This window comes from Achromobacter sp. Bel, from assembly GCF_012928505.1.
Taxonomy (GTDB): Bacteria; Pseudomonadota; Gammaproteobacteria; order Burkholderiales; family Burkholderiaceae_B; genus Achromobacter.
The window spans coordinates 16042-27688 of record NZ_JABBJN010000073.1; the positions used below are offsets into that span (position 1 = coordinate 16042).

At 65.2% G+C, this 11647-nt stretch carries 7 protein-coding genes and 1 pseudogene; 2 read left to right on the forward strand and 6 right to left on the reverse strand.

Annotation, left to right across the window (positions count from 1 at the left end; translation table 11 throughout):
* Positions 1 to 40: 40 nt before the first annotated feature.
* From HG262_RS28125 to ppc, 5 genes are all read right to left on the reverse strand, one after another.
* Complete coding sequence (locus HG262_RS28125) at positions 41 to 976, reverse strand: 3-hydroxyacyl-CoA dehydrogenase family protein (RefSeq protein WP_169274140.1); 936 nt, start codon at positions 974 to 976, stop codon at positions 41 to 43.
* 281 nt (positions 977 to 1257) lie between these two features.
* The gene (locus HG262_RS28130) at positions 1258 to 3624 is read right to left on the reverse strand and encodes a TonB-dependent siderophore receptor (RefSeq protein WP_248293522.1); all 2367 of its coding nucleotides are present in this window, start codon (positions 3622 to 3624) and stop codon (positions 1258 to 1260) included.
* A gap of 255 nt (positions 3625 to 3879) precedes the next feature.
* Complete coding sequence (locus tag HG262_RS28135) at positions 3880 to 4866, reverse strand: FecR domain-containing protein (protein WP_169274141.1); 987 nt, start codon at positions 4864 to 4866, stop codon at positions 3880 to 3882.
* A 6-nt stretch (positions 4867 to 4872) separates the two neighbouring features.
* Complete coding sequence (locus tag HG262_RS28140) at positions 4873 to 5394, reverse strand: sigma-70 family RNA polymerase sigma factor (protein ID WP_169274142.1); 522 nt, start codon at positions 5392 to 5394, stop codon at positions 4873 to 4875.
* Between the two features lie 98 nt (positions 5395 to 5492).
* Entirely contained in the window at positions 5493 to 8342 is a 2850-nt protein-coding gene (gene ppc, locus HG262_RS28145; protein ID WP_169274143.1) for a phosphoenolpyruvate carboxylase, read from the reverse strand.
* 167 nt (positions 8343 to 8509) lie between these two features.
* Between ppc and queC the strand changes: the two genes are divergently transcribed.
* Both queC and HG262_RS28155 read left to right on the forward strand, forming a co-directional pair.
* Positions 8510 to 9220, forward strand: coding sequence for a 7-cyano-7-deazaguanine synthase QueC (gene queC / locus HG262_RS28150; RefSeq protein WP_169274144.1), 711 nt, complete (start codon positions 8510 to 8512; stop codon positions 9218 to 9220).
* A 162-nt stretch (positions 9221 to 9382) separates the two neighbouring features.
* Entirely contained in the window at positions 9383 to 11062 is a 1680-nt protein-coding gene (locus tag HG262_RS28155) for an EAL domain-containing protein (RefSeq protein ID WP_248293521.1), read from the forward strand.
* On the opposite strand, the pseudogene HG262_RS28160 reads toward HG262_RS28155, so the two are convergent.
* Positions 11040 to 11647 (reverse strand): annotated as a pseudogene (locus tag HG262_RS28160) (MFS transporter); the annotation flags it as partial. The gene HG262_RS28155 and the pseudogene HG262_RS28160 overlap by 23 nt on opposite strands.

Below are 11647 nucleotides of genomic sequence, written 5' to 3' on the forward strand. Positions count from 1 at the left end.
ACCCCCGCGCCTTATCTATTGTGAATTCGTGTGGGCGCCGTCAGGCGTCGCCGGCCTTGCTGTTGAGCCATGCGGCCAGTTCGCCCAGCGTGGCGCTTTTCTCGCGCAGCACGCGTTCGCGGCGTTCGGGGCTCCAGGTATAGAAGCCCTGGCCGCTTTTGGCGCCGATCTGCCCGCTTTCGACCTTGCTCTTGAGCAGGTCGGACGGCTCAGTCCGGTTCTCCAGGTCTTTGTAGAGGTAGCTGGCGATCGCGTAGTGCACGTCGATGCCGTTCATGTCGCGCTGCTCCAGCGGGCCGGACAGGGCCAGGCGGATGCCGAGGCTCCACTTGACCACTTCGTCGATGTCTTCGGCGCTGGCGACGCCCTTTTCCAGCAGCGAGATCGCTTCACGCGCCAGCGCGTGCTGGATGCGGTTGGCGATGAAGCCGGGAATGTCCTGGCGCACCAGCACGGGCCGTTTGCCCGCGAAACGCAGCGTGGCCATGACTTGGGCGACGGTGGCTTCCGAGGTGTCGTCGTTGCGCACGACTTCCACCAGCGGGATGACGTCGGCCGGGGTGAAAAAGTGGGTGCCCACGAAGCGATCGCGGCGCGTGACCGCGCTGGCGATGGCGTTGATGGACAGGCCCGAGGTGTTGGTGGCGAACAGCGTGTGTGCGGGGCACAGGGCGTCTAGCTTCGCGAAGATGGCGCGCTTGAGGTCAAGATTTTCCGGCACGGCTTCGATGACAAGGTCGCAGCTCGTGGCGGCGTCCAGGCTGGGATCGAAGCGGATGTGGCCGATCGCTTCTTGAACGTTGTCCGGGGCGTAGACGTTCAATTGGCGTTCGATGGTCTTCAAGGCGCGGTCAAGGGCGCCTTCCATCGGATCGATCAGGACGATGTCGAGTCCCTTCGAGGCGAATAGCGCGGCGATGCCGCTGCCCATGGCGCCTGCGCCGATGACGGCGAGATTCTTGAGGGGAGTATCCATGATGGTTCGCTCGGTGCTGTCTTGCGGACTGCTGCGGTTCAGTCGGGCACGCGGGCGAATCAGGGTGAGCTCTGTCTCTTCCTAGGGTGCCTTTCTGTGCGGCGAGGCCAGAAAAATCGTTTTGTTCTATATACGAACATTTGTGCGTATATAGAATTTCTGGTGAGAATAGTACTAAAAGTCACCGAGGATGGACAAATAGGGTTTTATTGGCGTTCATCTGGTGGACGCGTGGGGCGGGCAGGGGGGCTTGCGGGGAGGCCCCCCCTGCCGCGCCGGCTTTACCAACGGTACGTCGCGGTGCCGATCACCCGGCGCGGTTCGCCGTAGAAGCAGCCGTAGGTGCAACTGCCGATATAGGTCTTGTCGGCCAGGTTGGTGGCGTTCAAGGCGAATTTCCACGGTCCCGTGGCGTAACTGACCATGGCGTCGATCAGCGTGAACGAGGGCACTTCGACGCGAGTCCCATGGGCCATCCCCAAGGTGCTGCCTACATAGCGCACGCCAGCGCCGACACGAAGGCCGGGAAGACCGAAGTCGCCAAAACCGTAATCACCCCATATCGAGAATTGGTTGAACGGCACCGAGTCCAGGCGCCTGTCCTGCGCGTCGGGCTGCAAGGGGCTGGCCTTGAGCGTGCGGGCATCGGTGTAGGCGTACGCCGCGATCAGGTTGGCATGGCGGCCGAGGCGGGTGCGCGCCTCGAGTTCCAGCCCGCGCGAGCGTGCCTTGCCGGCCTGAATCTGGTAGGACGTGTCCAAGGGATCTGTGACGGTCATGTTTTTCCGGATCAGCTGGTACACGGAAGCCGACAGCAGCATGTCTGCGCCGGCGGGTTGGTAACGCAGGCCCGCTTCGTATTGTTCGCCCCGGGTCGGTTTGAAACGGTTGCCCTCGCGGTCCTGTCCGGTGGTGGGCTCGAAAGATTGGCTGAAACTCACGAAAGGCGCCAGGCCACTGTCAGCCAGGTAGACCAACCCGGCGCGGCCGCTGAATGCCTTGCTTTTCTCGTTGTCCGCGTACTGTTCGTCGGTGAAGAGGTTGTGCTCGTTGGCGGTTACCCAGTCCTGCCGGCCGCCCAGCAGGACAACCCATTTGTCGGCGATCTTCATCTGATCCTGCACATACATGCCCAGGCGTTTGACGTCGACCTTCGTCGACGAACCGAAGTTGGGGGTGGCCGGCCCTAGCGGGCTGCCGTAGGCGGGGTCATAGAGATCAAGGTTGTCCAGCGCCCGGAAATAGCGCTTGCTTTCATGCTGGGGCATTGAATAGTCCAGCCCGACCAACACCATATGGTTGATGGCGCCGGTGCGTGCCTGGTACTGCAGCGAGGTGTCTGCGGACAGCGCGGATGACTTGTCGCGGCGCGGCGAGAAACCGCGGTCCGCGGTACGACGTTGGTCAGGCATCAATTGCCAGATATCGGTGGAATCATAGTTATTCGTTGCGTTGACGTAGCGCAGGTTTTGCCGCAGTTTCAATTGGCTGTTGAAGGCGTGTTCGAACAAGTATCCGACGGAATAGCGTTCCATTCTGAATTGGTCCAGGCCCGGCTCGCCCGTAAAGCGCTCGCGTGGGATGCGGCCGTTGATGTTGGGCAATACCGTCCCCTGCGCCGGCAGGCCATAGACGTAGGCGGTGCGATCTTTCTGGTATTCAGCCAGCACCGTCAGCGAGGTTGCCTCGCTCGGCTGCCATTTGACGGCCGGCGCAACGTAGGTGCGGTCATCGGGAATGTGATCGATGAAGGTGTCGCTGTCGCGCTGAAGCGCGGTCAGGCGGTACGACCATGTGCCGTCCTGGCTTAGCGCGCCGCCAAAATCGGCGGCCACCTGCTTGCGGTGAAAGCTACCCGCTTCCACGCTGAGTTCGCGCAGCGGTTCGAGGGTTGGGCGCTTGCTGACGGTGTTGATGATGCCGCCTGGAGGCATTGCACCGAAGAGGACGGACGAAGCGCCTTTCAAGAACTCGATCCGTTCCAGCCCGTAAGGCTCTTGCCTGCCGTCGTAGATGTTGACGGTGTAAAGGGAGCCGTCGCGGTAATAGCTGCCCTGGTTCGCGCGAAAGCCTCTGAGGAACAGGCTATCCGTGGTCCTGTCCAGGCCCTCCGCGCGGCTTACGCCCGCGACATACCCCAACGCGTCCTGCAGGCTCTGCGATTTGAGCGTTTCGATTTCTTGCGCGCCCACCACCGTGATCGACTGCGGGGTTTCGATGATGGGCGTATCGGTCTTGGTGCCCGTTGCACTGAGCGTGGCGGCGTAGCCGTGGAAAGGCCCCGTGGCGGTCTCTGCCTGTCCTGTGACGGTCACGGGATCGAGCAGCGCGGCATCCTCTTGCGAGGCGGGCGCCGCTTTCAGCGTAAAGCTGCCGTTGGGTTCCGGCGATGCCCGCAGGCCGTGGCCGCGCAGCAGTTCGGCGAATCCCTCCCGCACCGTGTAGTTGCCCGACAGTCCGCTGCTGCGCTTGCCTTGCAGCAAGCTTGCGTCCATGGTCAGTTCCACGCCCGCCGCGTTGGCGTAGGCGGTGAGCGCCTGGCTGAGCGAGCCGCCCGCGATGGCGTAGCCGCGCTTGGCTTGCATGGCTTGCGCCTGTGCCGCCGGCGCGGCGGCGACGACGGCGACGGTGGTGAGGGCGGTGTTCATCAGCCAGGCCAACCGGGCGGTGGCGGTGCGGCGGTTCAACGCCATGCGTGGGGAGGCGGGAGCGACTGCCGGCGCAGCCAACGAGCGGCCGCGGCGATGGGACGGGTGGTGACGGGACATGGTCTTGGGCCTTGCTGCTTGGGTTCAAGGTTGAGGGGTTCACCCTGTATCCCGAACGAGGCGGCCCAAAGGACAATCGCCAGCCAAGAAAAGTTGTAACGCGACAGGCGTGGACCGCCTGCACATCGGGCCGCCTCAGTCCGCCGCCCGCACCGTCACCCAGTAGCGAGTGCGGTAGACCACCGTCACCGGCAGGCCGCGCGTCAGGTTGTCCAAGGTACGGTCGGTGTCGCGCAGCGAAAAGACGCCACTGACGCGCAAGTCCGCGACCGCCGGGTCGCAACGCAGCAGGCCGGACCGGTAGCGGGCAAGTTCGGCAATAAAGGCGTCCAGGCGCATATCGTCAGCCATCAGCACGCCACGGCTCCAGGCTGCCGCCGTCTCGGACACAGGCTCAAGCGGTTCAACGCCGTGTCGCGAGAAGCTCGAGCCCCGCCCGGCTTCCACGCGTACCGCCTCATCCGGCGCGCGGGCCGGTCGTATTTCCACTGCGCCTTCGAATACGGCGACGCGAGAGACCGCGTCGTCGTCGCGAACGGTGAAGCGGGTCCCCAGCGCCTGGATGGTGCCGTGCCGGGTGCGTACCCGGAAGGGCCGGGACACGTCGGCTGGGTCGGAGGCCGTGGCGATGAGAATTTCTCCGGCGTGCAGGACCACCAGCCGTTCGTCTTGAGTGAAACGCAGATCGATCGCAGAGCCCGTGGACAAGGTGATGTGCGAACCGTCCGGCAGTGTCAGCGTCCGGATTTCACCGGTGCCGCTGCGATAGTCGGACGTGGCGGTTTGCCACGTGTCGGTGCCGCGCATCGCATAGCCGGCGCCGATGGCCGCCGCACCCAAGCCCAGTGCACGCAGGGCGCGCCGTCGTCCGGCGCCAGCGGGAGCGCGCAGCGCCTGGCGGGCGGCGTCGCGTGGCACGCTGCCAAGCTTGTGTTCGAACGCGATCAATCGCTGCCACGCTTGCTCATGGTCTGGATGCCGGGCGCGCCAATGGGCGCATGCGGTCCGGTCCTGCTCACTGACATCATCGGACCACAACTGAGCGATCCACTCCGCCGCCTGCCGCATGATGGCGGGATCAATGGGCCGATCAGGCGGCGCAAGGCTCGTCGTGCCACTCATGGCGGTTCAGCTGCCGGCCGCCAACTGCGCCTGATAGCAGGCCAGCAGCGCCGTCGCGATGTACTTTTTGACGGAAGACACCGTCACGCCCAGCCGGGCGGCGATATCGCGATAGCTCAGTCCGTCCAGCCGGCTTAGCAGCAGGGCCTCCCGCACCTTGGGCGCCAGGCCATTCAGGATGACGTCGATCTCGATCAGCGCCTGTAGCGTCAGCGCGCGGGTTTCTTCTGACGGCGCGTTCGCTGGCGGCAGCCGTGCGAGGGTTTCCAGATAGGCCGCTTCAATCTGGCGGCGGCGGTACAGGTCGATGACCAGGCATTTGGCGATCTGCGCCAGATGCTGGCGCGATTGTTGGGGCTCGGGGATCCGGCCGCTGTGCAAAATGCGTAGATAGGTGTCGTGCGCCAGATCGGCCGCGTCGAAGGCGTTGCCCAGCCTGCGCCGCAGCCAGGTACGCAGCCAGCCGCAGTGCTCGGTGTACAGGCTTTCGATGCCCGCTGGCGGACCGGCGGAATCGGTAATGGACATACAAGCCCCCGGCGCGCGGCGCCGGGAAGGCGTACGCGCTATAAAATGAGAATAATACTCATTTTATAGCGCTTGCCGGTCCGTCGGCAATGCCGGCGTCAGCCAGAATTCCGCAGCCCCGCCGCAATCCCGTTGATGGTCAGGTGAATCGCGCGTTGCACGCGTTCGTCGATGTTGGCGTGAGGGTGCTTCTGCGCCGCGCGATGGCGGCGGATCAGGTCGATCTGCAGGTAGTTCAGCGGGTCGATGTAGGCGAAGCGCTCGCGCAGCGAGTCTTGCAGGGTCGGGTTGTCGGCCAGCAGTTCGCGTTGGGTCAACAGCTTCAGCATGGCCAGCGTGCGGGCGTGTTCGGCGCTGATGGCGCCGAACACGCGTTCGCGCAGGCCGCGCTGCGGAACCAGTTGGGCATAGCGCGCAGCGATGGCCAGGTCCGACTTGGCCAACACCATTTCCATGTTGGACAGCAGCGTGCGGAAGGCGGGCCAGTCGCGGGCCATCTCGCGCAACTGCGCGAGGCGGCCGCGGCGCGAGCGCGGGGCGTCGGGCGCGCCGCTTTCCAGGTAGGCCTCGATGGCTGAGCCCATGCCATACCAGCCGGTCAGCATCAGGCGGCACTGCGCCCACGAGAAGCCCCAGGGAATGGCGCGCAGGTCTTCGATGCGCTGGCCTTTCTTGCGCGACGCAGGGCGCGAGCCGATGTTCAGGCCGGCGATCTCGCTGATGGGGGTGGCGGCAAAGAAGTATTCCGCAAAGCGCGGCGTGTCGTAGACCAGGCCGCGGTACGTGCGCTGCGCCATGTCCGACATGAACGACATGGCCGGGCCGTGGTGCGCCATGTGCGCGTCTTCCGCGCTGGTGGCTTCGGCGCGCGGGGCCAGGCTGGATTCCAGGGTGGCGGCAACCAGCAGTTCCAGGTGCCAGCGGCCGACCTCGGCGTCCTTGTACTTGCTTTGGATGACTTCGCCCTGTTCGGTCAGGCGGATCTGCCCGGCCACGGTGCCCGGGGGCTGGGCCAGGATCGCGTCGAAGCTGGAGCCGCCGCCGCGCCCCACCGACCCGCCGCGGCCATGGAACAGGCGCAGGCGCACGTTGCGCGCCGAGAACACCTCGACGAGTGCGCGTTCGGCCTGGTAGAGCGACCAGTTGGACGTGAGGAAGCCGCCGTCCTTGTTGCTGTCCGAATAACCCAGCATGACTTCCTGCGCACCGTTCTGCGCCCGTTTCACGCGCTGGCGCACTTCGGGCAGGTCCAGCCACGCGGCCATGATCTCGGCGCCGCGCTGCAAGTCGGGGATGGTCTCGAACAGCGGCACGACCATCAGGCCGTCTTCCGCTGCGATGTCCTGGCCCGCGGGCGCGATCAGGCCGGCCTCTTTCTGCAGCACCATCACTTCCAGCAGATCGCTCAGCGTCTCGGTATGCGACACGATGGTCTGGCGCACGGCCTGCTTGCCATAGCGGGCGCGGCCGGCGGCGGCGGCGCGCAGCACCGCCAGTTCGCGAGTGGTGTCTTCGCTGTAGGCGATCCAGGGCGAGGCCAGCGGGCGCGCCTGCGCCAGTTCGGCGCGCAGCAGGGCCACGCGCTCGTCTTCGCTCAACGCCAGATAGTCCAGCGCCTGGCCGTTGTGTTGCGTGCCGGCGCGGGTGAACAATTCGGCCAGTGCGCGTTCGTGCACGTCGGAGCTTTGGCGCAGGTCGACCGTGGCCAGATGGAAGCCGAAGACCTCTACCGCCTGTTGCAGCCCGGCCAGGCGCAGGCGGCCGATGGGCGCGCCATGGTGCTTAGCCAGCGACGCGGCGATCACGGCCAGGTCGGCCGACAGTTCTTCCGGCGCGCCATACGGCGGCGCGGCCACCGTGCTGCGGCGGGCCAGGTCCTGGCCGGTCAACCCTTGCGCCGTGGCGGCCAGGCGCGCGTAGACGCCGACCAGCGCGCGGCGGTAGGGCTCGTCGCTGCGGTGCGGAGAGTCGTCGCCGCTGCTGTCGGCCAGCGCCAGCAGTTCGGGATTGGCCGAGATCAGCAACGTGGTGATCGACAGCTCCGCGCCCAGCGCGTGGACCTCTTGCAGGTAGTGTTCGAACAGCACCGTGGCCTGGCGCAGCAGCGCGCGTTCCAGGGTGCTGGCATCCACGTTCGGGTTGCCATCGCGGTCGCCGCCGATCCAGCTGCCCATGCGCAGGAAGGGCTCCAGCGGCGGGGGAGGCGCGGCGAACGGCTTGGCGGGTTCGCGGTTCAGCAGCTTGGACAGGTCCGCATACAAGCGCGGGATGACTTGCAGGAACGTGCTGCGGTAGTACGACAGCGCGTTCTCGATTTCGTCGGCCACCGTCAGGCGCGTGTAGCGCAGCATGCGGGTCTGCCACAGGGTCGCGACGCGGCCGAGCAGCGCGGCGTCCAGTTGCGCGAGTTCTTCAGGCGTCAGCGGGCCGTCCCGTTGCGTCAACGCCGAGGCGATTTCGCGGTGGACGTCCAGGGTGCTTTTGCGCTGCACCTCGGTGGGATGCGCGGTCAACACCGGCATCACGCAGGCCTCGGCCAGCAGGCGGCGGATGCGGGCTGCGCCCACGCCATGCTTGCCCAGCGTTTGCACCGCGTCGCGCAGGCTGCCGCGCGCGGCGGTGTCGTCGGCCAGGGCGCGGGCGCGCTGGCGGCGGTTCTGGTCGCGGTCTTCGGCGATGTTGGCCAGGTGCAGGAAGTAGCTGAAGGCGCGCGCGACGGAATTCGGGTCGTTGCCTTGCAGGCGCTTGACGCGTTGCTCCAGCAGTTTGCTGTCCGTTTCATTGCCTTCGCGGCGGAATTTCACGGCCGTGCGGCGCAGCGTTTCGATGGTGTCGAAGACGCGCTTGCCTTCGCATTCCTCGATGACCGTTCCTAACAAGCGGCCTAACAGCCGGATATCGTGACGCAAGGGTTCTGCTGAATCGGACTTCGTGCGGATGGCATTCATCGGGCGGGGATCCGTCGGGCGGCTGAAAGGGGAAGGGGAGCAAACGGCGTGGCTGAAAACTACGGGATAAGAAACGGATCCGATTTTACGCAAGCTTGCTTACGGGAAAGGCGCCGGGGCTGCGTTAAAGTTCGCCTGTTCCCTTCGTCTTTCTAGAAGCCCCCTTTATGCAAAACCATCAACGCCGCGCACTTGTCCTTTTTTCGGGTGGGCAGGACTCCACGACTTGCCTGGCTTGGGCGCTGGACCGCTATGCCCATGTGGAGACGGTGGCGTTCGATTACGGCCAGCGCCACCGCATCGAACTGGACGCCCGCCTGAACGTGCTGCGCGACATCCGCGCACGCTTTCCGCAATGGGCGGCGCGGCTGGGCGAGGACCACCTGCTGGACCTGAAGGTGCTGGGCCAGGTTGGCGATACCGCCATGACGAGCGACCGCGCCATCGAGATGCAGGCCAATGGCCTGCCCAACACGTTCGTGCCCGGCCGCAACCTGCTTTTCCTGACGCTGGCGGCGGCGCTGGGCTACCGGCGCCAGCTGGACGTGCTGGTCGGCGGCATGTGCGAAACCGACTTCTCGGGCTACCCCGATTGCCGCGACGACACCATCAAGGCGCAGCAGGTGGCGCTGGGCCTGGGCTTGGGAAGCCGCGTCACCATCGAGACCCCGCTCATGTGGATCGACAAGTCCGAGACCTGGGCGCTTGCCCAGACGCTGGGCGGCGACGCGCTGGTTGAGACCATCGTCGAGGAAAGCCATACCTGCTATCTGGGCGAACGCGGCGCGCGCCATGGCTGGGGCTACGGCTGCGGAACTTGCCCGGCGTGCAAACTGCGACGCGCCGGCTGGGAAAAATGGACTGCCGCGCAGGCCTGACGCCCTTTGGATTTCGTGGCGCGACAGCGCATGATGCGTGTCGCTATATTTCGCAGATTTTTGAGGTTTATTTTGATATGTTGAATATTATTCATAAAAATATGAATAATATTCAATAAAAAATGACTTAAAACCGCCCTTTTCGTATTCAGGCCCCTTTTTTTGCGACTCTGTTCCGGGTATGGAAATGCATCCACACATTTCGATACCGTTCAGTGGAACGGCACTATTAATCAGGGCTTAATCATTATGAATCGGTCGCGGATTATTCTCGTTTTCGATAACGAGTTTGCAAAGCGGGGTATTTCCAATTCCCTGGAGCAAATCGGTTTTATTTTGACCCCCGTCTCGCTGCTGGATGCGTCGGCGACTCGGTTGTCCGGCGAGATCCTGGTGCATTTGTGCCTGCCTCGGGACCTGGACATCACCATCGGCCAGTTGCGGGCGAATTTTCTAAGCTCCACGATCATCGCAATACGCGATATCGAGAGCCCCACGGTGCGCATCAATGCGTTGCTGGCGGGGGCGGATAGCTGTTACGGCGCCAGCATCAGCTACAGCGAAGTCGCGGCCGCCATCCAATCCGCGCAACGTAAGCTGAACTTTTCCTATGCGTCCGCCGGCCATGCCGCGCGCAGGCCTGAACCGGCGGCCGGCCCGGTCGCGGCAAGCCCTCCGCCACCGGAAAAAGCGTGGCGGCTGGGGGATAACGAATGGACTCTGGTCTCGCCGGGGGGCGTCGGCATCAGTTTGACGCGGATGGAAAGATCGATCATGAAAGCCATGCAGAGGCATCCCGAGAAAATGGTCGGGCGGGGCGATTTCATGATCGAGAACGCGGACATCGCCAGCAATGGCCGCTCGCTGGACCTGATTGTCAGTCGGCTCAAGCGCAAGGGAAACGTCGCGGGCGCCAGCATTCCGATACGAAGCATGCGGGGCAAGGGATACGCGTTCTCGGGTGAGCTGCGCGTGGATGGCGAGCGGGTGGACACGCCGGCATCCCCGGCCGGCCGTCCACCTCTCGATAAGGCCGACGCGTCCCAGTACCCGCTGCTGGCGGCGATCCAGGACGAGCGGCTGCTGTTCCATTATCAACCTATCGTGTCGGCGCAAACGCGGGAGATCATCGGGGCAGAAGCGCTGCTCAGATGCAAGGACACCGGGGGCGGGACCGCCGATATCGAAGGCCTGTTGCGGGAAGCGTGCGCGTCAGAGGCCGCGCATGCGCTGGTAGGCTGGGGGCTGCGGACCATCTCGGCCGATCAGGCGCGCTGGCGGCAGGCCGCCGCCGGCCAGGGCATGGTCGTCAACATCAATGTCTCGCCCCAGATCTTTGCTCGCCGGGACGTGGTGGACGCGATTCTGCTCGGGGTGTTCTCGCACGGCCTGTCGCCCCGCGACCTTCGCCTGGAAATCACCGAAGAGGCGACTTCCCGCACCAGTGCCGCCGACGTGCGCGCCATCCTGGAGGAGTTCACGAGCCTGGGGGTCGAGGTCTGGCTGGACGACTTCGGCAGGGGCTACAACAACCTGGAATGGCTATCGACGTTGCCGCTGGCCGGCCTCAAGCTGGAGAAATCCATCATCTGGAACGCCGCGCGCAATCCGGATTCCCATAAGGTGCTGCGGTCCATATGCCAGCTGGCGAAGGACCTTGGCATCACGACCGTGGCCCAGGGCATCGAAACGGACGCGCACCATCAGGCCGCGCAGGATGCCGGGTGCGAACTGATGCAGGGTCCCCTGTTTTTCAAGCCGGCCACCAGCGACGAGTTCGCCCGCGCATTGGCCGGGCAGCGGGCGTACCGCGCCGCCGTCATGCCCGGGTCCGGGCGATAAAGCGCCACCGCAGCGCGAACGCCGCCGCCAGGATGGCAGCGGCCAGTCCGACAGATATCCCCATCGCAGCGCGCGCGCTGTACTGCTCAAGCACATAGGCGTAGGCCACCGGCGCGGTGGCGGTCAGCAGGAAGCTTGGAATCAGCAGTGCGCCGACCAGCGTCCCGTAGCTTCGGAAATCGAACAAGGCCAGCGGCAGCGTGCCGCGCGTGATGGTCATCAGGCCATTGCAGGCGCCATAGAGCAACGCGTACGCCGCGGTGGCGTAGCGGTTGCCGCCCGACAGCAGGGCCAGCAGAAAGCACAACGGGAACAGGGCGCTGACGGCCAGCGTGAGCGTCAGCGGATGCAGCCGGGACCCCAGGGCAACGTCGGCCACGCGGGCGGCGAATTGCCCGATGCCCCACAAGGCGGCCACGCTGACGGCGGCGGCCGTGGCCAGGCCCAGGCCGGAGAGCAGCGAAATCAGATGCGCGGCGTTGCCGGCGGCCAGGAAGTTGGTCAGCATCGCGATGACCGCATACAGCGTGCCGGCCAGCCGGCGTTCGCGGGAGGTGCGGGCGAGGCCAGCGGCATGGCGGGCGG

What these genes read in the sequence shown, in the direction of transcription:
- HG262_RS28125 (WP_169274140.1), bottom strand. Translation starts at nt 976, where the DNA reads ATGGATACTCCCCTCAAGAATCTCGCCGTCATCGGCGCAGGCGCCATG.
- HG262_RS28130 (WP_248293522.1), bottom strand. Translation starts at nt 3,624, where the DNA reads ATGAACACCGCCCTCACCACCGTCGCCGTCGTCGCCGCCGCGCCGGCG.
- HG262_RS28135 (WP_169274141.1), bottom strand. Translation starts at nt 4,866, where the DNA reads ATGAGTGGCACGACGAGCCTTGCGCCGCCTGATCGGCCCATTGATCCC.
- HG262_RS28140 (WP_169274142.1), bottom strand. Translation starts at nt 5,394, where the DNA reads ATGTCCATTACCGATTCCGCCGGTCCGCCAGCGGGCATCGAAAGCCTG.
- ppc (WP_169274143.1), bottom strand. Translation starts at nt 8,342, where the DNA reads ATGAATGCCATCCGCACGAAGTCCGATTCAGCAGAACCCTTGCGTCAC.
- queC (WP_169274144.1), top strand. Translation starts at nt 8,510, where the DNA reads ATGCAAAACCATCAACGCCGCGCACTTGTCCTTTTTTCGGGTGGGCAG.